The 24,376-nt window shown below is 70.7% G+C and carries 23 protein-coding genes; 17 read left to right on the top strand and 6 right to left on the bottom strand.

The features are described from left to right. Window positions 1-43 precede the first annotated feature (43 nt). Complete coding sequence (gene metH / locus AB0M54_RS23300) at window positions 44-3,820, top strand: methionine synthase (protein WP_364473635.1); 3,777 nt, start codon at window positions 44-46, stop codon at window positions 3,818-3,820. 87 nt (window positions 3,821-3,907) lie between these two features. Here the strand turns inward: metH and AB0M54_RS23305 are convergent, their stop codons facing one another. Next, on the bottom strand, window positions 3,908-4,501 hold the full coding sequence (locus AB0M54_RS23305) for a TetR/AcrR family transcriptional regulator (protein ID WP_364473637.1): 594 nt from the start codon (window positions 4,499-4,501) through the stop codon (window positions 3,908-3,910). A 69-nt stretch (window positions 4,502-4,570) separates the two neighbouring features. Between AB0M54_RS23305 and AB0M54_RS23310 the strand changes: the two genes are divergently transcribed. The 3 genes from AB0M54_RS23310 (at window position 4,571) to AB0M54_RS23320 (ending at window position 6,567) form a co-directional block, all read left to right on the top strand. Further along, window positions 4,571-5,500 carry an alpha/beta hydrolase gene (locus tag AB0M54_RS23310; RefSeq protein ID WP_364473639.1) on the top strand — a complete coding sequence of 310 codons (930 nt, stop codon included), beginning with the start codon at window positions 4,571-4,573 and terminating at the stop codon, window positions 5,498-5,500. 66 nt (window positions 5,501-5,566) lie between these two features. Further along, window positions 5,567-6,070 (top strand): PH domain-containing protein, encoded by a 504-nt coding sequence (locus AB0M54_RS23315; protein ID WP_364473641.1) that lies wholly within the window; start codon window positions 5,567-5,569, stop codon window positions 6,068-6,070. Continuing rightward, window positions 6,067-6,567, top strand: coding sequence for a PH domain-containing protein (locus tag AB0M54_RS23320; protein ID WP_364326884.1), 501 nt, complete (start codon window positions 6,067-6,069; stop codon window positions 6,565-6,567). The genes AB0M54_RS23315 and AB0M54_RS23320 overlap by 4 nt, the downstream gene beginning before the upstream one ends. A 10-nt stretch (window positions 6,568-6,577) precedes the next feature. Here AB0M54_RS23320 and AB0M54_RS23325 read toward each other — a convergent pair whose 3' ends face one another. The 4 genes from AB0M54_RS23325 to AB0M54_RS23340 form a co-directional block, all read right to left on the bottom strand. Continuing rightward, on the bottom strand, window positions 6,578-7,561 hold the full coding sequence (locus AB0M54_RS23325; protein ID WP_364473643.1) for an aldo/keto reductase: 984 nt from the start codon (window positions 7,559-7,561) through the stop codon (window positions 6,578-6,580). Between the two features lie 309 nt (window positions 7,562-7,870). Beyond that, a complete protein-coding gene (locus AB0M54_RS23330) occupies window positions 7,871-8,554 on the bottom strand; it encodes a hypothetical protein (protein WP_364326875.1) in 684 nt (227 codons plus the stop codon). Between the two features lie 27 nt (window positions 8,555-8,581). Continuing rightward, the gene (locus AB0M54_RS23335) at window positions 8,582-9,097 is read right to left on the bottom strand and encodes a hypothetical protein (protein WP_364473645.1); all 516 of its coding nucleotides are present in this window, start codon (window positions 9,095-9,097) and stop codon (window positions 8,582-8,584) included. Continuing rightward, window positions 9,094-10,335 (bottom strand): helix-turn-helix domain-containing protein, encoded by a 1,242-nt coding sequence (locus tag AB0M54_RS23340; RefSeq protein ID WP_364326869.1) that lies wholly within the window; start codon window positions 10,333-10,335, stop codon window positions 9,094-9,096. Before AB0M54_RS23340 ends, AB0M54_RS23335 begins: the two co-directional genes overlap by 4 nt. 343 nt (window positions 10,336-10,678) lie before the next feature. On the opposite strand from AB0M54_RS23340, the gene AB0M54_RS23345 reads away from it, so the two are divergent. Genes AB0M54_RS23345 through AB0M54_RS23400 form a run of 12 tightly spaced genes read left to right on the top strand, consistent with a single transcriptional unit; the run spans window position 10,679 to window position 21,988 of the window. After that, a complete protein-coding gene (locus AB0M54_RS23345) occupies window positions 10,679-11,290 on the top strand; it encodes a hypothetical protein (protein WP_364326866.1) in 612 nt (203 codons plus the stop codon). A 32-nt stretch (window positions 11,291-11,322) separates the two neighbouring features. Next, window positions 11,323-12,087 carry a hypothetical protein gene (locus AB0M54_RS23350; RefSeq protein WP_364473647.1) on the top strand — a complete coding sequence of 255 codons (765 nt, stop codon included), beginning with the start codon at window positions 11,323-11,325 and terminating at the stop codon, window positions 12,085-12,087. A gap of 5 nt (window positions 12,088-12,092) precedes the next feature. Then, window positions 12,093-13,055 (top strand): hypothetical protein, encoded by a 963-nt coding sequence (locus AB0M54_RS23355; RefSeq protein WP_364473649.1) that lies wholly within the window; start codon window positions 12,093-12,095, stop codon window positions 13,053-13,055. An 11-nt stretch (window positions 13,056-13,066) separates the two neighbouring features. Then, a complete protein-coding gene (locus tag AB0M54_RS23360; RefSeq protein WP_364326857.1) occupies window positions 13,067-13,840 on the top strand; it encodes an ABC transporter ATP-binding protein in 774 nt (257 codons plus the stop codon). After that, window positions 13,837-14,595 carry an ABC transporter permease gene (locus AB0M54_RS23365; RefSeq protein ID WP_364326855.1) on the top strand — a complete coding sequence of 253 codons (759 nt, stop codon included), beginning with the start codon at window positions 13,837-13,839 and terminating at the stop codon, window positions 14,593-14,595. The genes AB0M54_RS23360 and AB0M54_RS23365 overlap by 4 nt, the downstream gene beginning before the upstream one ends. 19 nt (window positions 14,596-14,614) lie before the next feature. Beyond that, window positions 14,615-15,409, top strand: a complete 795-nt coding sequence (locus AB0M54_RS23370; protein ID WP_364327290.1) for an ABC transporter permease — start codon at window positions 14,615-14,617, stop codon at window positions 15,407-15,409. Further along, window positions 15,409-16,593, top strand: coding sequence for an MCE family protein (locus AB0M54_RS23375; protein ID WP_364473651.1), 1,185 nt, complete (start codon window positions 15,409-15,411; stop codon window positions 16,591-16,593). The genes AB0M54_RS23370 and AB0M54_RS23375 overlap by 1 nt, the downstream gene beginning before the upstream one ends. After that, complete coding sequence (locus tag AB0M54_RS23380; RefSeq protein ID WP_364473653.1) at window positions 16,590-17,612, top strand: MCE family protein; 1,023 nt, start codon at window positions 16,590-16,592, stop codon at window positions 17,610-17,612. The genes AB0M54_RS23375 and AB0M54_RS23380 overlap by 4 nt, the downstream gene beginning before the upstream one ends. Further along, a complete protein-coding gene (locus AB0M54_RS23385; RefSeq protein WP_364473655.1) occupies window positions 17,609-18,613 on the top strand; it encodes an MCE family protein in 1,005 nt (334 codons plus the stop codon). Before AB0M54_RS23380 ends, AB0M54_RS23385 begins: the two co-directional genes overlap by 4 nt. Beyond that, a complete protein-coding gene (locus AB0M54_RS23390) occupies window positions 18,610-19,620 on the top strand; it encodes an MCE family protein (protein WP_364326843.1) in 1,011 nt (336 codons plus the stop codon). The genes AB0M54_RS23385 and AB0M54_RS23390 overlap by 4 nt, the downstream gene beginning before the upstream one ends. Beyond that, entirely contained in the window at window positions 19,620-20,873 is a 1,254-nt protein-coding gene (locus tag AB0M54_RS23395; protein ID WP_364473657.1) for an MCE family protein, read from the top strand. Before AB0M54_RS23390 ends, AB0M54_RS23395 begins: the two co-directional genes overlap by 1 nt. Continuing rightward, a complete protein-coding gene (locus AB0M54_RS23400; RefSeq protein ID WP_364473659.1) occupies window positions 20,873-21,988 on the top strand; it encodes an MlaD family protein in 1,116 nt (371 codons plus the stop codon). Before AB0M54_RS23395 ends, AB0M54_RS23400 begins: the two co-directional genes overlap by 1 nt. Here the strand turns inward: AB0M54_RS23400 and AB0M54_RS23405 are convergent, their stop codons facing one another. Continuing rightward, window positions 21,989-23,569: a methyl-accepting chemotaxis protein gene (locus AB0M54_RS23405; RefSeq protein WP_364326834.1), complete on the bottom strand. Its 1,581-nt coding sequence runs from the start codon at window positions 23,567-23,569 to the stop codon at window positions 21,989-21,991. It abuts the gene before it with no gap. Window positions 23,570-23,943: 374 nt separating this feature from the next. On the opposite strand from AB0M54_RS23405, the gene AB0M54_RS23410 reads away from it, so the two are divergent. Further along, window positions 23,944-24,375, top strand: coding sequence for a ricin-type beta-trefoil lectin domain protein (locus AB0M54_RS23410; RefSeq protein WP_364326832.1), 432 nt, complete (start codon window positions 23,944-23,946; stop codon window positions 24,373-24,375). Window position 24,376: the final 1 nt, after the last annotated feature.

Consider the following 24,376-nt stretch of genomic DNA (forward strand, 5'->3'; position numbering starts at 1 on the left):
GTTCGATTGGCTGGTTCAGGCGGAAAGCTGTCAGAATCTTCCGATGCTCTTGCGCCCGGATGCCACGGAACAGCTGACCGAGCTCCTGCGGTCCCGGATTCTCGTCCTCGACGGCGCGATGGGCACGATGATCCAACGGCACGTCTTCACCGAGGAAGACTTCCGGGGCGAGCGGTTCGCCGACTGGCCGTCCGACGTACGCGGCAACAACGACCTGCTGTCGATCACCCAGCCCGAGGCGATCCGCGAGATCCACCGCGACTACCTGCGGGCCGGGGCCGACCTGATCGAGACCAACACGTTCAACGCCCAGCGGATCTCGCTGGCCGACTACGGCATGCAGGACATCGCGTACGAGCTGAACCTCGCGGCGGCCCGGCTGGCCCGGGCCGAGTGCGACGCGGCGACCGAGGCCGAACCGGCCCGGCCCCGGTTCGTGGTCGGCGCCCTGGGCCCGACCAACCGGACCGCATCGATCTCGCCCGACGTCAACGACCCCGGCGCGCGCAACGTCACCTACACCGAGCTGGTCGAGGCCTACCTGGAGCAGGCGAACGGCCTGGTCGACGGCGGCGCCGACATCCTGATGGTCGAGACGATCTTCGACACGCTGAACGCCAAGGCCGCGATCTTCGCCCTGGAGACCCTCTTCGAGGAGCGCGACCGCCGCTGGCCGGTGATGATCTCGGGCACCATCACCGACGCCTCCGGCCGCACGCTGTCCGGTCAGGTGACCGAGGCGTTCTGGAACTCCGTACGCCACGCCCGGCCCTTGCTCGTCGGGCTCAACTGCGCCCTCGGGGCCCAGGAGATGCGGCCCTACCTGGCCGAGGTGTCGCGCCTGGCCGGCTGCTTCGTCTCCTGCTATCCGAACGCCGGCCTGCCCAACCAGTTCGGCGAGTACGACGAACTGCCGGCCCAGACCGCCGCGATCGTGCGGGAGTTCGCCGAGAGCGGCCTGGTCAACGTGCTCGGCGGCTGCTGCGGCACCACCCCGGAACACATCGCGGCGATGGCCGCGGCCGTCGACGGCCTCACGCCGCGGGTGCCGGCCACCCCGGCGACGGCCACCCGGCTGTCCGGCCTCGAGCCGCTCAACATCACCGCCGAGTCGCTGTTCGTCAACGTCGGCGAGCGGACCAACATCACCGGCTCGGCGCGGTTCCGCAACCTGATCCGCGACGGTGACTACCCGGCCGCCCTCGCGGTCGCCCGTCAGCAGGTCGAGAACGGCGCCCAGGTCATCGACATCAACATGGACGAGGGGATGATCGACGGCGTCGCGGCGATGGACCGCTTCGTCAAGCTGATCGCCGGCGAGCCCGACATCAGCCGCGTCCCGCTGATGATCGACTCGTCGAAGTTCGAGGTGATCGAGGCCGGGCTGCGCTGCGTGCAGGGCAAGCCGATCGTGAACTCGATCTCGCTGAAGGAGGGCGAGGAGAAGTTCCGGGCCCAGGCCCGGCTGTGCCGCAAGTACGGCGCCGCCGTGGTCGTGATGGCCTTCGACGAGGACGGCCAGGCCGACAACCTCGAGCGCCGCCGGCAGATCTGCGAGCGGGCCTACCGGATCCTGGTCGACGAGGTCGGCTTCCCGGCCGAGGACATCATCTTCGACCCGAACATCTTCGCCGTCGCCACCGGCATCGAGGAGCACGCGAACTACGGCGTCGACTTCATCGAGGGAACCCGCTGGATCAAGCAGAACCTGCCCGGCGCCCTGGTGTCCGGCGGCGTGTCCAACGTGTCCTTCTCGTTCCGCGGCAACAACGCCGTCCGGGAGGCCATCCACGCGGTCTTCCTCTACCACGCCGTCGCCGCCGGCATGGACATGGGCATCGTGAACGCGGGCGCCCTGGTCGTCTACGACGAGGTCGATCCGGTGCTGCGCGAGCGCATCGAGGACGTGGTCCTCAACCGCCGTCCCGACGCCGGGGAACGATTGCTGGAGATCGCCACCGAGTTCGCCGGTGACGGCCGCAAGGCCGAGGCGGTCAACGACGCCTGGCGCTCGCTGCCGGTCGGCGAACGCATCACCCACGCCCTGGTGAAGGGCATCGACGACCATGTGGCGGCCGACACCGAGGAGCTCCGGGCGCTCATCGAGGCCCGCGGCGGCCAGCCCATCGAGGTCATCGAGGGCCCGCTGATGTCCGGCATGAACGTCGTCGGCGACCTGTTCGGCGCGGGCAAGATGTTCCTGCCCCAGGTGGTCAAGTCGGCGCGGGTGATGAAGAAGGCCGTCGCCTACCTGATCCCCTTCATCGAGGCGACCAAGACACCGGAGAGCGCCGGCCGCAGCAACGGCGTCGTGATCATGGCCACCGTCAAGGGCGACGTGCACGACATCGGCAAGAACATCGTCGGCGTCGTCCTGCAGTGCAACAACTACGAGGTCATCGACCTCGGCGTGATGGTGCCGGCCGAGAAGATCCTGGCCGCGGCCGAGGAACACGGCGCCGACATCATCGGGCTGTCCGGGCTGATCACCCCCTCGCTGGAGGAGATGGTCACATTCGCGGCCGAGATGGAGCGCCGCGGGCTCGAGATCCCGCTGCTCCTCGGCGGCGCCACCACGTCCCGGGCGCACACCGCGGTCAAGGTCGACCAGAAGTACCACGGGCCGGTCATCTGGGTGAAGGACGCCTCACGCTCGGTCCCGGTGGTCGCGGCGCTGCTGTCCGACGAGCAGCGCCCCGGCCTGCTGGCCGAGATCGAGACCGACTACCAGGCGCTGCGGGAGCGGTACGCCGCCCGCAACGACACCAAGGTGATGCTCCCGATCGCGGCGGCGCGCGAGAACCACACGCCGATCGACTGGGATGGCTACCGCCCGCCGCGGCCCCGGCTGCTCGCCGCGCAGTCGCCCCGGGTCCACCAGGACGGCCGGCCGGCCCGGGCGGCACACCAGTTCGTCAAGACGTTCACCGACTACCCGCTCAGCGAACTGCGCGAGTACATCGACTGGCAGCCGTTCTTCAACGCCTGGGAGATGAAGGGCCGGTTCCCCGACATCCTCAACAACCCGGCCACCGGGGAGGCCGCCCGCCGGCTGTACGACGACGCCCAGGCCATGCTCGACAAGCTGATCGCCGAGAAGTGGATCACCGCGTCCGGCGTCTTCGGGCTGTTCCCGGCCAACGCGGTCGGCGACGACATCGAGGTCTACACCGGCGAGGACCGCGGCTCGGTGCTCAGCACCCTGCACCAGCTGCGCCAGCAGACCGAACACCGGGCCGGCGTGCCCCACCGCTCGCTCGCCGACTTCGTCGCGCCCCGCGAGACCGGCCTGCCCGACTACGTCGGCGCGTTCGCGGTGACCGCCGGCCTCGGCATCGGCGACAAGATCACCGAGTTCAAGGCCGCGATGGACGACTACAGCGCCATCCTGCTCGAATCGATCGCCGACCGGCTGGCCGAGGCCTTCGCCGAGCGGCTCCACGAGCGGGTCCGCACCGAGTTCTGGGCCTACCAGCCCGACGAGAAGCTCGACAACGAGGCGCTGATCAAGGAGAAGTACGTCGGCATCCGGCCCGCTCCCGGCTACCCGGCCTGCCCCGAGCACACCGAGAAGCAGACCATCTGGCAGCTGCTCGACGTCCAGGCCAACACCGGCATCGAACTGACCGAGAGCATGGCCATGTGGCCGGGCGCCGCGGTCAGCGGCCTGTACTTCTCGCACCCGCGGTCGCAGTACTTCGTCCTCGGCCAGATCGGCCGGGACCAGGTCGAGGAGTACGCCCGCCGCAAGGGCTGGACGGTCTCCGAGGCGGAGAAGTGGCTCGCGCCCAACCTCGGTTACCGCTCGGACAACGACTGACGGTGGCCGACCGGCACCCGGCCGGATCGGTGCGGCTCAGGCCGCGCCGCCTTGCGGTTCAGGCGTGGTCCCGCCTCGGCCTGACGGTCAGGCGAGCGCGCGCCCGAGGATGGCGACCAGGTCTTCGGCCGCGCGGACGGTGTCGAAGGCCGGGTCGTCCAGGCTCTCCGCCACGATGGCGTCCAGCGCGCCGTTGACGATCACCGCGGTGACCCGCGGGTCGACGCCGGAGCGGTAGTCGCCGGCCGCCGACGCCGCCGCGACCAGGCCGGCGACCGAATCGCGGCGGCTGGGCGCGCCGTCCATGTCGCCGACGTCGGTCCCGGCGGCCACGTTCTCGATGATCATGCGGGTGTGGGCGGGGTAGTCACGCAGGTAGGCCACCATCGACCGGATGTACGCGTAGAGCGCGGCCGCTCCGGAGCTCGCGTCGACCGCGGCGCCGACCTGGCCGGTCAACGACTCCAGGACCGAGGTGTACGCGGCCCGCACCACCGCGTCCTTCGACGGGAAGTGGTAGAGCACCGCAGCCTTCGAGATGCCGGCCGCCTCGGCGATCCGGGCCAGCGAGGTGCCCGTGTACCCATGCTCGGCCACCAGGTCGATCGTCACGCCGATGAGCTGCGCCCGCCGGGCCTGCTCGGTGATGGTGAGTGGCTTGGCGGTGTTGTTCGAGGTCACGACCCTGATCCTACCCTGCGGTTGCAATTTCTACCGCGTGGTCATTAATCTAACCGCATGGTTAAGTGGATGCTCGGCATACTCCTGGTGATCGTCGTCGCGGTCGCCTACGGGCTGCGCGACCCGTCACCGGTCGGCTACTTCACGTCGGCCGCGGCGCACGACCGGTTCATCACGACATATCAGGCGGCGATGGCCGACCTGCCACGGCCCGACCGCACGGTGGACGTCCGCACGAGCTTCGGCGTCGTGCGGCTCTACCACTTCGCCGGCGGCGCCGATCCGGCCGCCGCCCCCCTGCTGCTCCTGCCGGGGCGGGCCTCGGCGTCACCGGTCTGGGCCGACAACCTGCCGTCCCTGCTGCGGCAGCGCAGCGTGTACACGGTGGACCTGCTCGGCGAGCCCGGCCTGAGCATCCAGGAACGGCCGATCGGGACCAACGCCGACCACGCGCAGTGGCTGCACGAGGTGCTGGTGGCCCTGCCCGAGCCGCGGATCCACCTGTTCGGGCTGTCGTTCGGCGGCTGGACGGCGATGAACCTGGCCGTGCACCGGCCGGAGAAGGTCGCCGGCGTCGTGCTGCTCGACCCGATCATGGTCTTCGCCGGCCTGTCCCCCGGCGTGGTGCTGCGGTCCATCCCGATCAGCGTCAAGTGGGCGCCGCGGTCGTGGCGGGACGGCTTCGCCAGCTGGACCGCGAACGACGCGCCGGTGGCCGACGTGCCGGTGGCCGACATGATCGAGGCCGGGCTGCACGCCTACCAGGTGAAGGTGTCCGCGCCCACCCGGCCGTCCGATCAGGAGCTCGCCGCGGCCGGCGTCCCGGTGCTGGTCCTGATGGCCGGGAAATCCCGCATGCACGACTCGGCCGAGGCGGCGGAGACCGCGCGGCGGCTGCTGGCCCACGAGACGGTGAAGATCTATCCCGAGGCGTCGCACGCCATCAACGGCGAATACCCCGACGAGATCGCCGCGGACATCGCCGCGTTCCTCCGGTAGACCGACGGCGCCGAGCGGATACCAAAGTTGATATCCGCTCCGGACGGCCGCCGATAGCGTGAGGCGATGGTTCCGGAAACTGAGGCCTGGGAGATCCGGCCGCCACAACACCGGGTGGACCGGCGGTTCATCGTCTGGCAGACGTTGGTGGCGGTGCTCTGGAGCGCCGGTGTGCTCGGCGTACTCGGCGCGATCCATCGTTTCGCCGAGGTCACGCGGCCGTGGCTGGGTCCGGTGCTGATAGTGCTCGCGGTGCTCCTCGCCGTGCAGATCCTCGTCGCGCCGACCGCGCGATACCTGGTCCACCGCTGGCAGGCCACCGACGACGCGGTCTACGCGCTCGAGGGGTGGCTCACCCGGCGATGGCAGATCGTGCCGATCAGCCGCATCCAGAGCATCGACACCGAGATCGGGCCGCTGCAACAGCTTCTCGGGCTGGCGACCATCCGGGTCACCACCGCGTCGTCCGAGGGCAAGATCTCGATCGAGGGCCTGGACGCCACGGTCGCCCGGACGACGGTCGACCGGCTGCGCGAGGTCACCGCGGCGACCGCCGGCGATGCGACGTGACCGCGGAGGCCGTTGACGCGTACCCCTGGCGGCGGTTGAGCATCCGGGCCGTCTACCTCGACCTGGTCCGGATCGCCGGCTCGCTGGTGCCCGGATACCTGGGCGTCACACTCGGCGAGGACGGACCCATCTGGTTCCTGGTCGCCGGATCCGCCCTGGGTCTGCTCGGCGCGGCCGGCGGCCTCGTGCGCTGGATGACCACCCGGTACCGGATCGAGCCGGAGCGGGTCGAGATGCGCAGCGGGCTCCTGCAACGCAAGCACCGCACGGTCGCCCGAGACCGCATCCGCACCGTCGACAGCACGGCGACGTTCCTCCAGCGGGCCCTCGGCCTGCGGGTCGTCCGGGTCGGGTCCGGTGACGCGGGCTCGTCGTTCGATCTCAACGCCCTGGACCACCGGCAGGCCGCCCTGCTGCACCGCGAGCTGTTGCCGGGCGCCACACCGGAACTGGCCGCCCAGATCCTCGTACCTCGGTCCAAGCCGTCCGGCAGGTGACGCCGTCCGGTCAGCGCTCGATCAACCGCATCTGCTCCTCGGTGTGGTGACCACCCTCGGCCACCGGCAGCGCGGTCAGGGTCGCGAGCTGCTCGGACGTGAGCGTGACGGCGTCGGCGGCGGCGTTCTCCTCGAGCCGGGACACCCGCCTGGTGCCGGGAATCGGAACGACGTCGTCGCCCTGGGCGAGCAACCAGGCCAGCGCCACCTGGCCCGACGTGGCGCCGACCTGATCGGCGACCGCCTGCACCTGGTCGGCGAGGCGAAGGTTGCGCTGGAAGTTCTCGCCGGTGAAGCGCGGGTGGTTCTTGCGGAAGTCGCTGTCGTCCAGGTTCTGGACGTCGGCCGGGGTGCGCAGGGCGCCGGTGAGGAAGCCGCGGCCCAGCGGGGAGTAGGCGACCAGCCCGATGCCGAGCTCGCGCAGCAGCGGCAGGATCTCCTCCTGGTCGCGGGTCCACAGCGAATACTCGGACTGCAACGCCGTGACCGGGTGCACGGCGTGGGCCCGGCGGATGGTGCCGGCCCAGGCCTCGGACAGGCCGACGTACCGGATCTTGCCGGCCTGGACGAGCTCGGCCAGCGCGCCCATGGTGTCCTCGATCGGGGTGTCCGGGTCGACGCGGTGCTGGTAGTACAGGTCGATGTGGTCGGTGCCGAGCCGCTTCAGCGAGCCGTCGACCGCGGAGCGGATGCTGTCCGGGCTGCTGTCCGCCCGGCCGGCGTCGCGTCCGGTGTGCGAGATCAGGCCGAACTTGGTGGCCAGCACGACCCGGTCGCGGCGGCCGCTCAGCGCCCGGCCGACCAGTTCCTCGTTGACGTACGGGCCGTAGAATTCGGCGGTGTCGATGAGCGTGACGCCGAGGTCGATCGCCCGGTGGATGGTGCGGATGGATCCGGCGTCGTCGCGGCCGGCGCCGCTGTAGCCGAACGACATCCCCATCGTGCCCAGGCCGATCCGGGCGACCTCGAGCCGGCCGAGTTTCGCGCTGCGCATGGTGTTCCTCCGTGATGTTTCGTCGATGTGGGGCCGGGCGGGATCAGGCACCACGTACCCGTCCCGAATCCAGCAAACCCCGGCGGGCCCGCTGCCGGGAGGTTCCGCTGTAACGGGTAACAACAGGACCCCCACCGTCCCCGCCACCGTGCTGGCGCTGGACGAGACGCGGCTGCGCGCGGCCGGCCTCACCCGGGCAGAAGGCGCGGTACACCCGGGCGGTGGCCGCCGCGGTGATCGACGGCTCGCTCGATCTGGACGGGCCGGCGCGGCTCGACGACGACGCGGCCCTGCTGCTCCCGGGCTGAGTCAGCGGCAGCTGGAGGTCTGGGTCTCTCCGTTGAAGGTGTCGATGTTCCCGACCTTCCAGGATCCACCCTGGCGCACCGCGTCGACGGCGAACATCGCGCCCGCGGTGGCGGTCTGCTTGCTCGCGGTGCTGGTGTCGCTCTGGGTGGCGAAGACCAGGACCCGCGCCCGGTCGCCGGTCAGCATCTCCACCCCGCTGTTGGTGACCGTGACCGTGACGACCAGACGTTGCTTCGGCGCGTGCTGCCGGACCACCGCGAACAGCTGGTCGTACTGGCAGACCGCCTTGCCGGTGAGCAGGGTCCGGGCCGCCTGCTGGGTCTTGTCCAGGTCGTCGTAGCGGTAGGAGAAGAGCGTGTTGACCGCGCTGGCGACCTGCCCGTTGGCCTCGCTGGTGGCGGCGTTGTCGGTGAGCGCGGTGTTCGTACCGGCCGCGGCGCGCACCTGCTGCGCCTGCTGGGCGAACCACACCGCCAGCGCGCCCAGGACGAGGGCGCACACGCCGAGGATCAGGGCCGGCCGCAGGGACCGCGGCTCGCGAGGCGGTTCGGGAGCCGACTTGGGAGCCGGCTTGGGAGCCGGCTCGGGAGGTTCCGCCGCCGCCGGGGCCGGGTCGACGGCCGCGCGGCGCCGCATCATGCGCCGGGTGACGCTCCGGCTGGGTGGCTGGGTCGAGGTCGGCATGCGGGCTGATTCCTTCCGTGCGCGGGCTCAGGCCGCGGAGACCGGCACCTGTCCGATGGAGCTGAGCTTCCAGATCGTTCCGGTGCGGGTGAGCTGGCCCGCCAACCGTTCCCGTTTGGTGGTCGCCCGGCCGGTCGCCGGGGTCACCGTCAACTCGATGGCCACGATGACGCTCGCCTTGCCGGCGCGATCGTCCAGCTCGGTCACCGCGCCGTCGAGGATCTTGGCCGTGGTGACGGTCTTCGCCTTCTTGATCTGGGTGAGGAAGTTCTGGCGGCCCTGGCTGAGCTGGTCGTGCAGGGCGCCGGTGGTGGACTCGGCCCAGAGGTCGACACCGCTCTCGGCCGTACGGTAATCGAGGGTGTTGAGATTTTGGATCGCCTGCTCGGCGCTGCGCAGAACCTCGTCGCGGGTGTGCGAGTAGCGCAGCGAGTCGTCATGCGTGGCCGACCACCAGGACCAGCCGGTCCAGCCGGCGGCCCCGGCGGCGATCAGGGCCAGGACGAGGGCCAGAGACACCAGGTGGCGGCGCAGGAAGGTCATCGGACGGCTCCACTCGCGGCGCGGTCGGCCCGCTCGTGCAGGCGCCGGGCCCGCAGGACCAGCTCCATGGCGAACCGGGAGTCGGGGTCGTCGAGCTGGTCGCCCAGGCTCTGCTCGAGCTGACGCATGCGGTAGCGGACGGTCTGTGGGTGCACCCGCAACCGTTCGGCGATCTTGGCGGCCGAGCCGCGCGCCTCCAGCCAGGCCTCGAGCGTCTCGATCAGCCGGTCGCGGCGGTGGGCGGTCAGGTCACGCACGGCGGCGAACTCGCGGCCGGCCAGCTGCTCGACCAGCGCCCGGTCGGAGAACAGCAGCATCTCGCAGAGATGGTCCTCGCACAGGATGGCCGGCTCGGCGTCGATCGCGCCCGACTCGGCCAGCGCGAGCGCCTGCCGGGCCCAGCGCAGCGAGTCGGACGCCGCGCTCAGCCGCACGGTCGGGCCGACGGCCAGGCGGCTGCCGGGGAACTCCGCGATCAGGCCGGCCCGGCGGTCGGCCGAGAGCCGCCCGGGCACCAGCAGGTAGGGCTCGACGGCGTCGAGATCGGACAACACGTCGTCCAGCGGCGGCGTCGCCTCGGGGCTGCCCAGGCCCACCGCGATCATGGTCACCTCGTCCGGCACGGTCCAGCCGGCCAGGTTGGCCAGGTCTTTCACGGCGCTGACGGGGGCCGGCGGAGACTCCAGGATCAGCCGCAGCAGCCGGCGGCGCCACTGGTTCAGCGCGTCGGCCGAGCGCGCCTTCGCCTCCACGTACCCCTCGACCGACAGCGCGGCCAGCTGGTCGATGTAGGCGAACAGCGCGTCGGCGAGCTGGAACATGATCGCCGACGGGAGGCTCTCCCGCCGGCCCACCTTCACCGCGCGCTGCCAGGCCACCCGGGCGCCGACCCGGTAGGCCGCCTGGAGGCTGTCCAGGCTGCGGTCCTCGTTGGCCTCGTACCGGCCGAGCCGCCGGAACACCCAGTCCCAGCCCTGGTGCGGGGCGGACGGGTCGGCGACCTGGTCGACGAAGGACTCGAGCGCGTGCTCGACGCCCAGCCGCAGGGTCTGGCCGTAGGGGCCGTCCATCGGGCGGGCGTACTCGGGGATGGTCTCGCGGATCTCGGCGATCACCTCGCCGGCCAGGCTCGGGAGCTCGGCCCGCATGATCACGGCCATCTGGCGGGGGAACATCTCGGCCGGCTTCAACCGGCCGTTCCTCGCGGCCTGGCTGTCGACCTGCAACGGACGGGTCATCGACGTCTGCCCCTCCTTGACACCCTGCGGCCGGCTCGACGTAGGCATCGAACATAGTCCATCTCGACCGGCTTGGCTCAAGTCCCTGGATTGCGCGAGTTGTGACAACTCGCGGGTCGACATCGCGCGGCAGATGACAAGAAATCGAGGCCGGGCCGGCGCCGACACAATTCATTGACATGACCGCTTGTGGCCCTATGTAACCCGCCAGTAACCTACCGCCGAGGCCGCCTCCGAGCCACTGACGGCCATCGATCCGAAGTCCTGCCTACGGCGCCGGGCGGGCTCGGAAAGCCAGGCCCAGCGGCCGTTCAGCCGGGGGCCTTTCCACAGGAGAGTGCCAATGCGCGTACGGAAAGCAAGTGTTCTCCTCGTCGCGGCCATGGCCGCCTCGGCCCTCGGCGTCAGCGCCTCACCAGCCTCCGCCGCGGCCGAACTCAGTGCCACCTACCCGATCAACGGCGTCAGCCACATCGCATCCAACGACTCCGACCTGCCGCTCGGTCCGGGCAGCCTGCACGCGACCGTCAACCTGGACAGCGGCGCGCTCGCCGCCGAGGTCTCCCTGCCCGCGGCGACCGGCGAGTTCAAGGAGCTCGGCTTCATCCCGGTGACCGCGACGGTCGAGCTCACCGAGGCCGAGCCGACCACCGGGCAGCTCGACCTCAACACCGGCCAGCTGCGGACCACCTCGCACATCACCATGCGGCTGACCCGGCTCACCATCGCCGGCCTGCCCGCACCGGTCGGCAGCCGCTGCCAGACCAGGGAGCCGGCCGAGGTTCCGCTGACCTCGCAGCCCGGGTTCAGTGTGCTTCGCGGTGGCGTTGTCACCGGGACGTACACCATCCCGCCGTTCCAGCACTGCCTGCTCAACACCGGGCTGATCAACCTGACCATCCCCGGCTCGGGCAACACCCTCTCCCTGACCCTCGGCCCGGCCGTCGTCGGCTGAGCCACAGTGCATCCCCCCACTGAGGAGGCAAGATGAGAATCCGCAACCGCGTCACCCGCGTCATGTTCTCGTGCGCCGCCGCGACCAGCGCGGCCGTGCTGGCCGGCGCCGGCTCGGCCCACGCCGCGGACGACGCCACGATCAGCATCACCAGCACATCGCCGGACGGCGCGTACACCGCCGTCACGTCGCACAGCTCGTTCCTGGACCTCAACTCCGGTGTCACGCTGACCTGTACGGCCGGCGGAGGCCAGAACTACGGTTCGCAGGGCACCGGCGCGCTGCCCGACCAGTCCGGCCAGCCTTTGCCGTCCACGCAGGCCACCGGCATCTCGAGCCTGCTGTTCAACACCGCCGGCGGCTGCACCAGCCTGCTCGGGTCGGTGACCTCGATCGCGACGGACACGCCGTACGAGATCGTCATCCAGAACTACCCGGGCGTGAAGTCCGACGGCGTCACCCCGGCCAACGGGGACGGCTACATCCACATCAAGAACGTCAACGTCTCGATGCCGGCCTGCTCGTTCACCGTCTCGGGCGACGCTCCGATCTACTACGACAACGCGACCCACTCGCTCAACGTCACCCCGGACGTCGCGCCGGAGTACGGCACCGGCGCCGGCGGCGACGTCACGCTGCCGGACGGGCCGCTGACCATCAACAACGTCCGCGGCTGCCTCGGTGAGGTGAACAACGGCGACATCGGCGCGTACTACGCCACCGCCGACGCCGAGGACCCGTTCGGCAACGACACGCCGTACGTCCTCGACTCCGGTCTGCAGATCACCTCGCCGTAGTGCTCATGAGAAGAATCCCCACGCCCCGGTCGCTGCGGCGACCGGGGCGCTGGCTCACCCGGACAGCCGCGGTCGCGGTGCTGATCGCCGCGACCGGCGCGCTGAGCTCGGCCGCGCCGGCGGCTGTCGAGGAGAGCCGCCGGGTGCCGGGAGCGGCGCCGCGAGCCGAGCCGGGCATCCCGCCGGCCTGCAGCGCCTTCCACATACCGGGCGAGCTCCAGCAGCTGGGCTGCGCGTTCGTGGTCGGCTACGCCAACGTGAACAAGCTGAACGGCGCGGTCCTGCTCGGCGTCCCCGACCCGGGTCTGGTCAGCGTCGTCATCGTGGCCAACCGGAGCTTCTGCGTGCCGTCGACGATCTCGCTCCCGCTCTGCGTCATCCGCGGCGGTGTGCGGCACACCCTGACCGAGTACAAGTTCATGCTGGAACCCAACGGCATCACCCCCGACATGGCGGAAGGGGAGTTCCCGCCGGCCGCCCAGACGCTGCTGACCTTCGGCTTCATGCCGGTCAGCGCGAAGATGCACCTCCGGGAGCTCGGCCCGATCAGCGGCACGGCGGAGACGACGCAGGCGAACGGCCGGCACACCCTGATCTCGACCACGCTGTCCGGCAAGGTCACGATCCAGCTCACCGACGTCAAGGTCAACGGCGTGCCGATGAACACCGGCGTGTGTCACACCCTCGATCCGGAGGAGGACAACCTCCACCTCTCCGGATCGGGCGACAACTCCACCATCCCGCCCGCCGGATACACCGTCGCCCGCGGCGGTCCGCTCATCGGCACCACCGACATCCCCCCGTTCACCGACTGCGTGGGCGACGACGGTGAAGACCTGACCCCCCTGTTCACGGCGTCGGTGTCCGGTCCGGGCAACTACACGAAGATGATCCAGGGGAACCTCTGCTCCCCCGACATCAGCGGCGCCAACGGCTGCCCGCCCCAGATCCCGGTGCCGGAGCGATGAAGGGACATTCGATGGGCATCGAAGTGCAGGCCGACGGTCTGACCAAGTCCTTCGGCGGGCACACGGTGTGGCGGGACGTCTCGCTGACCCTTCCGGCCGGCGAGATCTCGGTCATGCTGGGCCCGTCCGGCACCGGCAAGACCGTCTTCCTCAAGACCCTCGTCGGCCTGGTCCGTCCCGACCGCGGCCGGGTCGTGGTGAACGGCGTCGACATCGTCTCCTGCCGGGAACGCCAGCTCTACCGCAGCCGACGGCTGATGGGCGTGATGTTCCAGGACGGCGCGCTGTTCGGCTCGATGACCCTGTTCGACAACATCGCCTTCCCGCTGCGCGAGCACACTCGCCGCAACGAGCGGGAGGTCCGGTCCATCGTCGAGGAGAAGATGGCGATGGTCGGCCTGAGCGGCGCCGAGTCCAAGCTGCCCGGTCAGATCTCCGGTGGCATGCGCAAACGTGCCGGCCTGGCCCGGGCGCTGGTCCTCGACCCCGAGTTCGTCCTGTGCGACGAACCCGATTCGGGGCTGGATCCGGTGCGTACGGCGTACCTCTCCCAGCTCCTGATCGACCTCAACGCCCAGATCGCGGCGACCATGCTGATCGTCACCCACAACATCGACATGGCGCGCACCGTCTCGCACAACATCGGCATGCTCTACCGGCGGGAGCTGGTCGCCTTCGGACCGCGCGAGGTCCTGCTCACCAGCGGCGAACCGGCGGTGGAGCAGTTCCTCGGTGGCCGGCGCCACGGGCCGATCGGCATGTCCGAGGAGAAGGACACCGCATGAACGTTCTGGCTGACACCGGCCGGGTGTTCACGCTCGCGGCCCAGGTGGCCCGGATGTCGTTCAGCACCCGGCCGCAGATTCGCGAGACGGTCGAGCAGTTCTGGTTCATCGCCAGCGTGACGATCCTGCCGGCCGCGCTGGTCTCGATCCCGTTCGGCGCGGTCATCGCCCTCCAGGTCGGCTCGCTGACCCGGCAGCTGGGCGCCGAGTCGTTCACCGGCGCGGCCAGCGTGCTGGCCATCGTCCAGCAGGCCAGCCCGCTGGTCACCGCGCTGCTCGTGGCCGGCGCGGGCGGCTCGGCCATCTGCGCCGACCTGGGCGCCCGCACCATCCGGGAGGAGATGGACGCGATGGAGGTGATGGGCATCTCGCCGGTCCAGCGCCTGGTCGTGCCGCGGGTCTGGGCCGCGATGGGCGTGGCCGTGCTGCTCAACGGGCTGGTCTCCACGGTCGGCGTGGCCGGCGGCTACTTCTTCAACGTGGTCATGCAGAACGGCACTCCCGGGGCGTACCTGGCCAGCTTCTCCGCCCTGGCCCACCTGCCCGACCTGTGGATCAGCGAGCTCAAGGCGCTCATCTTCGGCTTCATCGCCGGGGTGGTCGCGGCCAACCGCGGGCTCAGCTCCAAGGGCGGCCCCAAGGGGGTGGGCGACGCGGTGAACCAGTCCGTCGTCCTGGCCTTCCTGCTGCTGTTCTTCGTCAACCTGGTGATCACGGCCATCTACCTGCGGGTCGTACCGCCGAAGGGGGCCTGAGGTGAGGTGGGACCGGGCGCTGTCCCCGGTGGACACCCTGGGCGACTCGCTGGCCTTCTACGTCCGCGTCGCGCTGTGGGTGCCCCGCGCGCTGTACCGCTACTCGCGGGAGATCCTGCGCCTGCTGTCCGAGGTCGCCTTCGGCAGCGGCGGCCTGGGCGTCATCGGCGGCACGGTCGGCGTGATGATCGCGATGACCATGTTCACCGGCACGGTCGTCGGGCTCCAGGGGTACGCCGCGATGAACCAGATCGGCACCTCGGCCTTCACCGGCTTCATCTCGGCCTACTTCAACACCCGGGAGATCGCGCCCCTGGTGGCCGGCCTGGCCCTGTCGGCCACGGTCGGCGCCGGCTTCACCGCCCAGCTCGGCGCGATGCGCATCTCCGAGGAGGTGGACGCGCTCGAGGTGATGGGCATCCCCAGCCTGCCCTACCTGGTCACCACCCGGGTGGTGGCCGGGTTCGTCGCCATCATCCCGCTGTACGGCATGGGCCTGATCAGCTCGTACGCCGCCTCCCGGTTCACGACCATCGTGTTCAACGGGCAGTCGGCCGGCACCTACGACCACTACTTCGCGCTGTTCCTGCCGGCCCAGGACGTGCTGTGGTCGGTCGCCAAGGTGCTCGTCTTCAGCGTCCTGGTCATCCTGACGCACTGCTACTACGGCTACCGGGCGAGCGGCGGCCCGGCCGGCGTCGGCGTGGCCGTGGGGCGCGCCGTCCGCAGTGCCATCGTGCTCATCAGCCTGACCGACTTCCTGCTCAGCCTGGCCATCTGGGGCGCCACCACGACGGTGAAGGTGGCCGGCTGATGACCACAATGAGCCGGCGCCTGGCCGGATTCGCCTTCCTCGCGGTCATCGTGCTGCTGGTGTGGCTGGTCGTCGCCCGCTACCAGGGACGGTTCACCCCGGCGGCGATGGTCGTGGTGGAGACCGACAGCGCCGGCAACAACATCCACCCCGGCGCCGAGGTGAAGGCCCGCGGCATCGTGGTCGGCCAGGTCCGCCGGATCTCGTCGACCGGCGACGGCGCCCGGCTCGACCTGGCGCTGCGGCCCGACCAGTTCCCGCTGCTGCCGGCCGACGTCAAGGTTCAGCTGCTGCCGACCACCCTGTTCGGCGAGCGGTACGTCGCCCTGGTCCTGCCGAGCCGCCCCGGCCCGGCCCGGCTGGCCGAGCACGCGGTCATCCCGCAGGACCGGTCGGCCAACGCCATCGAGCTGGAGCGGGTCCTCGCGAACCTGCTGCCCCTGCTGCAGGCGGTGCAGCCGCAGAAGTTGTCGGTCACGCTGACCGCCATCGCCCAGGCCCTGGACGGCCGGGGCGCCCAGCTCGGGACGACGCTGCGCGAGCTCAACGCGTACCTCACCGAGCTGGAACCGTCGTTGCCGGCGCTCAACGAGAACATCACCCGGCTGGTCGAGGTGGTGAACAGCTACGCCGACGCGGCGCCCGACCTGACCGACGCGCTGACCCATCTGAGCGTCACCAGCCGGACCCTGGCCGAGCAGCAGAACAACCTGCGCGCGCTGTACGCCTCGGTGACCACGACCGGAGGTGACGTGAACACGTTCCTGCTGACCAACAAGGACACCATCGTACGGTTGTCGGCCGACAGCCGGCCGTCGCTGGCCGTGCTGGCCAAGTACGCGCCGGAGTTCCCGTGTGTCCTGCAACAGCTCACCGACACGGCGTCCGACATGGACAAAGCCCTCGGCAAGGGTACGACGCAGCCGGGCCTGCGCGTGAAGCTGCACGTCTCCCCGTCCCGCGGGGCGTACCTGCCCGGGAAGGACGACCCCGTCTACCAGGACAAGGACGGGCCCGCCTGCTACCCGACACCGTACGGCCTGGCCAACGCCCCGCCGGAGAGTGAGTACCTGAACGAGCTGATGGCCGCGTCGATCGGCGTGCCGCCACGGTCGCTGCCGTCCTGGAGCAGCCTGCTGGTCGGCCCGATCTTCCGCGGCCGGGAGGTGACGCTGACCCCATGACCAGGAGCATCGCCGGCCCGGCGATCAAGGGCACCTTGTTCGCCGTCATCACCGTGTTCACCACCGCCGTGCTCGGCCTGAGCATCGCCAACACCGGCGTCGGCGAGACACAGACCTACCGCGCCCAGTTCACCGACGTGACCGGCCTGTCCGACGGCGACGACATCCGGATCGCCGGGGTACGGGTGGGCCAGGTGACCGGCATCCGGGTGGTCGACCGCCGGGTGGCCGAGGTGCGGTTCACCGTCGACGCCGCGCGTACCCTGCCGGCCTCGGTGACCGCCACCATCAAGTACCGCAACCTGGTCGGGCAGCGCTACATCACGCTGGCCCAGGGCGTGGGCCCGGTCGGCCGGACCCTGACCCCCGGGCAGACCATCCCGCTCGGGCGCACCACGCCGGCGCTCGACCTCACCGCGCTGTTCAACGGGTTCCAGCCGCTGTTCCAGGCGCTGGCCCCCGAAGACGTCAACCAGCTGGCCAACGAGGTCGTCCAGGTGCTGCAGGGCGAGGACACCACGGTGGAGAGCCTGCTGGCCCACACGGCCTCGCTGACCTCCACCCTGGCCGCCAAGGACGAGGTGATCGGCCGGGTCATCGACAACCTCAACGCCGTCCTGAAGACCGTCAACGGGCGCGGCGACAAGCTCTCCACCCTGGTCGCCACCCTGCAGGAGCTGGTCTCCGGGCTGGCCCGCGACCGCAAACCGATCGGCGAGGCGATCGACGCGATCGGCGACCTGACCACCAGCACGGCCGGCCTGCTGAAGGACGGCCGGGAGCCGCTGCGCCAGGACATCGTCGCGCTCGGCCAGGTGTCGGCCAACCTGTCGGAGGGACCCGAGCTGGACACGTTCCTGCAGACCCTGCCGGTGAAGATGGAGAACATCGGGCGGGTCGCGTCGTACGGCTCCTGGCTGAACTTCTACCTCTGCTCGGCGACGGTCAGCGGGGTCGCCGCCACGGACGGGTTCCCACCGCCGACCGGGCTGCCGGTGACCGAGGCGAGGTGCCGATGACCGGCCGCCGTCCCATGCTCGCCGGTGTGCTCGGCATCGCGCTGGCCGCCACGCTCGCATTCCTCGCGTTCAACGCCGAGAACCTGCCGATCGTCGGCGGCGGCACCACGTACACGGCTGATTTCACCGAGGCGGCCGGCCTGCACACCGGCAACGAGGTGCGGGTCGCCGGGGTGAAGGTGGGCAAGGTGACGCGCGTGGCCCTGCACGGCGGTCTGGTGCGCGTCGGCTTCCGGGTCAAGGACACCTGGGTCGGCGACGCCAGCACCGCGGCCATCCGGATCAAGACCCTGCTCGGCGAGAAGTTCCTCGCCCTCGACCCGCTCGGCGGCGCGGCACAGAACCCGCGGACCACCATCCCGGCCGCCCGGACGACGTCGCCGTACGACGTCACCGAGGCGTTCGGCCAGCTGTCCGACACCGTGGATCAGATCGACACCGACGCGCTGGCCCGCAGCTTCGAGGCGATGTCGCAGACCTTCCGCAACACGCCCGACTCGGTCAAGGGGGCGTTGCGGGGACTGTCCGACCTGTCCCGCACCATCTCCTCCCGGGACACCCAGCTGGCCGAGCTGCTCACCGCGACCAGGCAGATCACCGGGCGGCTGGCCGACGACAACACGCGGTTCCAGGCGCTGCTGGCCGACGGCAACCTGCTGCTGGCCGAGGTCCAGCGGCGGCGTGACGCGATCGCCGCGCTGCTGACCGGCACCCGGCAACTGGCCGCGCAGATCTCGGGGCTGGTCGCCGACAACACCGCGACGCTGGGGCCGGCGCTGGCTGCGCTCGACCGGGTCACCGACGTGCTCCAGCGCAACCAGGACAACCTCACCCGGGCGCTCGCGCTGGCCGGCCCTTATTACCGACTAGTCGGTAACTCCATCGGCAACGGCCGCTGGTTCGACGCGTACCTGTGCGGCCTGGTGCCCGTCTCGTACCAGGCGCCCGGCACCGCGCCGCCCAGCGGATGCCTGCCACCGAGGACGGGGAGCACCCGATGAGCCACCACTACCCGGCATCGGATCGGCGGACCGTCCGGCTCCTCGCCGCCCTCGTCGCGATCTCGGTCGTCTTCGCCGGCTCCATGGTCTGGCTGGTGATCCGCGACGTCGGCCTCAAGCACATCGTCGCCTACTTCGGTGAGGCCGTCGGCGTCTACGCCGGCTCGGACGTCCGGGTGCTCGGCGTACCGGTCGGCACCATCACGTCGGTCGAACCGCAGGGCACGCGGGTACGGGTGGGAATCACCATCGACCGCGGGGTCGACGTGCCGGCCGGCGCCCTGGCCGCGGTCGTCGCCCCCAGCGTCGTCAGCGACCGGTACGTGCAGCTCAGCCCGCCCTACACCGGCGGGAAGAAGATGGCCGACGACGGCGTGATCCCGGTCGGCCGCACCGCCACGCCGGTCGAGCTCGACCAGCTCTACGAGAGCCTCAACCGGCTGGCCACGGCCCTGGGACCGGACGGCGCCAACCGCACCGGCGCCCTGTCCGACCTGCTGGACACCGGCGCCGCCAACCTGGACGGCAACGGCCGGGCGATGGGCACCAGCATCGCCGAGCTCGGCAAGGCCACGCGCACGCTGTCGGGCTCCCAGGCCGACCTGTTCGACACCATCGCCAACCTCGAGCGCTTCACGGCCATGCTGCGGGACAGCGACGACCAGGTGGCCAAGGCGGAGACCCAGCTCCGCGACGTGGCCGGGTTCCTCGCCGACGACCGGCAGGAACTGGCCGCCGCGCTCCGCGAGCTGGCCACCGCCCTGATCCAGGTGCGCGACTTCATCCGGGACAACCGGGGGCGGCTGAGGTCCAACGTGGACAAGCTGGCCTCGATCACCGAGACCCTGCTCCGGCAGCGCGCCTCGCTCGAGGAGGCGCTGGACGTGGCCCCGCTGGCGCTCACCAACGTGGCCGGGGCGTACAACCCGGAGACCGGGTCCTTCGAGGGCCGGGGGAATCTGAGGGAGCTCACGCCCCTGCCGCTGCCCGCGGTGGGAGGCCGCTGATGCGCCGCCTGCTGGTTCTCCCGGTCGTTCTGGCGCTGCTCTCCGGCTGCTCCTTCTCCGGCGCCGCCGACCTGCCGCTGCCCGGCGGCGCCGACCTCGGCGATCACCCGTACCGCGTGGTCGCCGACTTCGCCGACGTCCTGGATCTGGTTCCGCACGCGGCGGTCCGGGTGAACAACGTGCCGGTCGGCCGGGTGTCGAAGATCGAGCTGCCGGACGGGAGCTGGACCGCGCGGGTGACCATGGAGGTCAACGGATCGGTCCACCTGCCGGCCAACGCCGTGGCCCGCCTGCACCAGTCCAGCCTGCTCGGCGAGAAGTACGTTCAGCTGGCCGGCCCGGCCGACGGATCGGGCGCCGGGACGCTGAGCGACGGCGCCGAGATCCCGTTGTCCCGCACGAACCGCAACCCGGAGGTGGAGGAGGTCCTCGGCGCCCTCTCCATGCTGCTCAACGGGGGCGGGATCGCCCAGCTGCGCACCATCACCGTGGAGCTGAACGACGCGCTGGACGGCAACGAGCCCGAGATCCGGGCGCTGCTGACCAACATCGACACGCTGATGTCCAACCTGGACGCTCATCGCAAGGACATCACCGCCGCGATCGACGGGCTCAACCGGTTCGCGGGCACGCTGGCCCAGCGGGATCGGCAGATCGGCACCATCCTGGACGACCTCTCCCCCGGGCTGCGGGTGCTGGAACAGCAGCGCGGCGAGCTGGTCACGATGTTGCAGTCGCTCGACTCGCTGTCCCGTACGGCGGTGGACACCATCGAGCGGAGCCAGGCCGACGTGGTGGCCGACCTGAAGCTGCTTGAGCCGGTGCTGCGGCAGCTCAGCAACGCCGGGCAGACCCTCCCGCAGGCGCTGCAGATCCTGCTGACCTACCCGTTCACCGACGCCGCCCTCGACGCGATCAAGGGTGACTACCTCAACGCGTACCTGTCGCTGGTGGCCGCGCCCGGCACCACCGTGATCCCGCCGCTGACCCCCGGCGACGTCCTCGCCATGGCGGCGAAGAAGGCCCAGGCGCGTCGTACGCCGGCCTCGACCCGGCCCTCGCCCGGCGCCAGCCCTCCGCCGCTTCCGCTGCCCGCCGTCAGTTCGACCCCGCCGCCGTCCACCTCGACGTCTCCTTCCCCGACCGGCCCACCTCCCGCGTCTCCATCGGAAGCTCCCCCTTCCAGCCCTCCGGCGCCATCGGACCCCCCGGCGCCGCCGGAGGCCTCCCCGGAAGCCGGAGGTGACGGCTGATGCTCACGCTCGGCGCGAAACTCAAGATCGTCCTGTTCGTCGTCCTCGGCGCGCTCGTGGTCGGGTTCATCGGGCTGCGGTACGCCGACCTGGGCCGATTCGTCGGGCACAGCGGCTACTACGTGGTCCAGCTGGAGCTGGGCGAGGCCGGCGGCATCTTCACCAACGCGGAGGTGACCTACCGCGGGGTGGCGATCGGGCGGGTCGGCGCCATGCGGCTGACCGCCGGCGGCATCGAGGCCGACCTCAAGATCGACGATTCCGCGCCGCGCATCCCGGCCGCGGTCCAGGCCGTGGTGGCCAACCGGTCGGCGGTCGGCGAGCAGTACGTCGACCTGCGCCCGAAGAGCGACGGCGGACCGTACCTGGCCGCCGGATCGCTCATCAAGCGCGCCGACACCCGCCTTCCGCTGCCGGTCACCACCCTGCTCACCTCGGTCGACGGCCTGGCCGCCTCGGTGCCCAAGGACTCGCTGCGCACCGTGGTCGACGAGCTCGACCTGGCCCTGGCCGGCCAGGGGCCGAACCTGCAGATCCTGCTGGACACCGGCGGGGACCTGACCCGGGCCGCGACGGACAACCTCGGCCCCACCACCCAGCTGCTCGACAACGGCCGGGTGGTGCTCCGGACCCAGCAGGACTCGAGTGACGCGCTGCGCTCGTTCAGCCGGGACCTCAACCTGCTCAACGCGCAGCTGGAGAGCTCCGACCCCGACCTGCGGCGGCTCATCCTTGCCGCCCCCGGCGCCGCCGACCAGGTGAGCGGGCTGCTGGAGGACACCGATCCGGGCCTCGGCGTGCTGCTGAGCAACCTGCTGACCACCTCGGACATCGTGCTGATCCGCCGCGACGGTCTGGAGCAGGCGCTGGTGACGCTGCCGGCGGTGACCGCGGCCGGTTCGACCGCCGTCACCCCGGACGGCATCGAGATGGGCCTGGTCACCACCTTCTTCAACCCGCCGCCGTGCCTCAGCGGCTACGACGACACGGCGTACCGCAACGGGCTCGACACGTCGCCCGCCACCGAGCTGAACACCGCCGCGCACTGCTCGCTGGACCCCAGCACCGGGGTCGAGGTCCGCGGCCCGGCCAACGCGCCCCGCCCGAAGAAGTAGCTAGTAGGTGAAGCGGGAGACCAGGGTCTGCAGCTGGCCGGCGGTGGTGGCGAGGTTGTCGGCGGCGCTGCGGGTGTCGCCGACGGTCTCGGTGGTCCGCCGGGCGGCCTGGGAGACGCCGGTGATGCCCGCGGCGATGTCGCCGGCGCCGCTGGCCGCCTCGGACAGGGTGCGGTTCATCTCCTGGGTGGTGGCGGTCTGTTCCTCGACGGCGGAGGCGATGGTGAGCTGGATGCCGTTGATGCGCTCGATGATGGCCGAGATCTCGCCGATCGCGGTGACCGCGCCATCGGTGTCGGCCTGGATGGTCTGCACCCGCCGGGAGATGTCCTCGGTCGCCTTGGCGGTCTCCTGAGCGAGGTCCTTGACCTCGCCGGCGACCACGGCGAAACCCTTGCCGGCCTCGCCGGCGCGAGCGGCCTCGATGGTGGCGTTGAGCGCGAGCAGGTTGGTCTGTTCGGCGATCGAGGTGATCACCTTGACCACGGTGGCGATCTCGCTGGACGACTCCCCCAGCCGGGAGACGATGGTGTTCGTCGCGGTCGCCACCTCGACCGCCTTGGCCGCGACCTCGGAGGCCTCGCTGGTGGACACCGAGATCTCCCGGATCGACGAGTCGACCTCGGTGGAGCCGGTGGACACCACGTGCAGGTTGTCGGACACCACCTTGGCCGCGTCGGCCACCGACCCGGCCTGCGACGACGCCTCGGACGCGGCCGCGTCGACCGCCCCGGACACCGCGGTGAGCTGCCCGGCGGCGGTCTGCAGGGTGCCGGCGGTGCCGGCCAGCTGGACCACGTCGGCGCGCAGCCGGGAGATGGCCTGGTCGAGGGACGCGGCCATCCGGCCCACCTCGTCGGTGGTGGTCACGCCGGAGGTAAGGGTCAGGTCGCCGCGGGTGAGGCCCTCGGCCAGGCGGCCGACCCCCTGGACCGCCCGGCGGACGTTGTTCATCACGCGCAGCCCGATCAGGGAGCTGACCAGGATGCCGGCGGCGAGCAGCACGCCGATGATCCACATCGCGTTGCGCGCCCGCCCCTCGGCGGCGTCGATGCTGTCCTGGGCCAGCTCGCCGGCCCGCTGCTGCAGGGCGGTCTGATCGGCGGTCAGCGCCCCGTACACGGCGTTGTACTGCTGGAGCAGCGCGTTCATGTCCTGCGACGGGGACGGCACGGGGCCGGTGGTGATGAACGTGACGAACGCCTGCCAGTCCTTCTCGGCCTTGGCCACGGTCTGCGCGCCCTCCGAGTCGGCGCTGAGCGCGGCGCGCAGCTGGGTCAGGGCGTCCGTGATGGCCTGACGATTGGCGGCCAGCCCCTTGTTGATCTCGGAGGCGATGGTGGGATACAGCTGTGCCGCCGAGATGCCGCCGCTGAACGCCTCGACGTTCTTGCTGAACGATCCCACCGCGCTCTCGACGGCGATGGTCTGCCGTTGCGCCGTCTCGGCGTCCCGGTTGAGCCGCTGTACGGTGTAGATCGCTACCGCGCCGACGATCAGGCCGCTGATGATCGCCGCCAGCATCGCCGCACTCATCTTCACCCGCAGCGAACGGTTGTCGAACGCCCCCGCGATACCCATCCCGACGCCCTTCCTGATCAGAGTCCCTTTTCGCATCCTCGTCCGGCGGCGTCGTTCGTGCTGGTCATTGGCCATGCTCCCGGCAATTTGGCCTTCCTTATAGCCACATACACCTACAAACCGGGCAGAAGTAGCAGCTCGCCCAAGCCGCCGGCCGGCCGGCTTCGGCGCGCACCGCCACCTTGAGGCGACAGGGCCGGCCGATCTCCGGCCGGCCGCCGTCGACCCACGTCGACGATGTCGTACCGAACATCTGACTCACTTCTCCATAGCGGGCCACCGGCCGCCGTTGTTCCACTGTGGACTTTGATGAGTCTCGATGCGAGAATCCCGCCATGACATCGAAGAGAGTGACTGCCGTTCTGGTTGCCGTCATGATCGCACTCACGGGGTTCTTCACGATCGCGAACTCGCCCGCCTCGGCGGCGTCCAAGCCCGTCCAGGTCCTGGCCTGGTACCACCTTCAGCACATCAAGACCACCAAATGCCTGGAGGGCAGCATCTCGGTCGGCATCCGGCTCGGCACCTGTTCCGCCACCAACTCCTACCAGCAGTTCCTGTTCGACGACGGGACGTGGGACTCGCTGGCGAACTCGAACGGCTTCTGCGTGGAGGCCGCCCCGAGCGTCGGCGTCCGGCCGGGCGACTGCAACGGCACCGACTACCAGCAGTGGTACTACTACCCGGCGACCGGCGCGGTCCAGCACATGCGGAGCAGGCTGTGCCTCGAGGCCGCCACCACCGTCGCCCCCCGGCTGGGCGAGTGCGGCATCAACGAGTATCAGCAGTGGTGGCTCTACGCGTGAC

The sequence above is a fragment of the Actinoplanes sp. NPDC051470 genome (genome assembly GCF_040682035.1).
In the GTDB taxonomy this organism is placed as follows: Bacteria; Actinomycetota; Actinomycetes; order Mycobacteriales; family Micromonosporaceae; genus Actinoplanes.

Coding starts and splice junctions, on each gene's coding strand:
- metH (WP_364473635.1), top strand. CDS start 44: ATGCTCTTGCGCCCGGATGCCACGGAACAGCTGACCGAGCTCCTGCGG.
- AB0M54_RS23310 (WP_364473639.1), top strand. CDS start 4,571: ATGCTCGGCATACTCCTGGTGATCGTCGTCGCGGTCGCCTACGGGCTG.
- AB0M54_RS23315 (WP_364473641.1), top strand. CDS start 5,567: ATGGTTCCGGAAACTGAGGCCTGGGAGATCCGGCCGCCACAACACCGG.
- AB0M54_RS23325 (WP_364473643.1), bottom strand. CDS start 7,561: ATGCGCAGCGCGAAACTCGGCCGGCTCGAGGTCGCCCGGATCGGCCTG.
- AB0M54_RS23330 (WP_364326875.1), bottom strand. CDS start 8,554: ATGCCGACCTCGACCCAGCCACCCAGCCGGAGCGTCACCCGGCGCATG.
- AB0M54_RS23335 (WP_364473645.1), bottom strand. CDS start 9,097: ATGACCTTCCTGCGCCGCCACCTGGTGTCTCTGGCCCTCGTCCTGGCC.
- AB0M54_RS23340 (WP_364326869.1), bottom strand. CDS start 10,335: ATGACCCGTCCGTTGCAGGTCGACAGCCAGGCCGCGAGGAACGGCCGG.
- AB0M54_RS23345 (WP_364326866.1), top strand. CDS start 10,679: ATGCGCGTACGGAAAGCAAGTGTTCTCCTCGTCGCGGCCATGGCCGCC.
- AB0M54_RS23350 (WP_364473647.1), top strand. CDS start 11,323: ATGAGAATCCGCAACCGCGTCACCCGCGTCATGTTCTCGTGCGCCGCC.
- AB0M54_RS23355 (WP_364473649.1), top strand. CDS start 12,093: ATGAGAAGAATCCCCACGCCCCGGTCGCTGCGGCGACCGGGGCGCTGG.
- AB0M54_RS23360 (WP_364326857.1), top strand. CDS start 13,067: ATGGGCATCGAAGTGCAGGCCGACGGTCTGACCAAGTCCTTCGGCGGG.
- AB0M54_RS23365 (WP_364326855.1), top strand. CDS start 13,837: ATGAACGTTCTGGCTGACACCGGCCGGGTGTTCACGCTCGCGGCCCAG.
- AB0M54_RS23375 (WP_364473651.1), top strand. CDS start 15,409: ATGACCACAATGAGCCGGCGCCTGGCCGGATTCGCCTTCCTCGCGGTC.
- AB0M54_RS23380 (WP_364473653.1), top strand. CDS start 16,590: ATGACCAGGAGCATCGCCGGCCCGGCGATCAAGGGCACCTTGTTCGCC.
- AB0M54_RS23385 (WP_364473655.1), top strand. CDS start 17,609: ATGACCGGCCGCCGTCCCATGCTCGCCGGTGTGCTCGGCATCGCGCTG.
- AB0M54_RS23390 (WP_364326843.1), top strand. CDS start 18,610: ATGAGCCACCACTACCCGGCATCGGATCGGCGGACCGTCCGGCTCCTC.
- AB0M54_RS23395 (WP_364473657.1), top strand. CDS start 19,620: ATGCGCCGCCTGCTGGTTCTCCCGGTCGTTCTGGCGCTGCTCTCCGGC.
- AB0M54_RS23400 (WP_364473659.1), top strand. CDS start 20,873: ATGCTCACGCTCGGCGCGAAACTCAAGATCGTCCTGTTCGTCGTCCTC.
- AB0M54_RS23405 (WP_364326834.1), bottom strand. CDS start 23,569: ATGGGTATCGCGGGGGCGTTCGACAACCGTTCGCTGCGGGTGAAGATG.
- AB0M54_RS23410 (WP_364326832.1), top strand. CDS start 23,944: ATGATCGCACTCACGGGGTTCTTCACGATCGCGAACTCGCCCGCCTCG.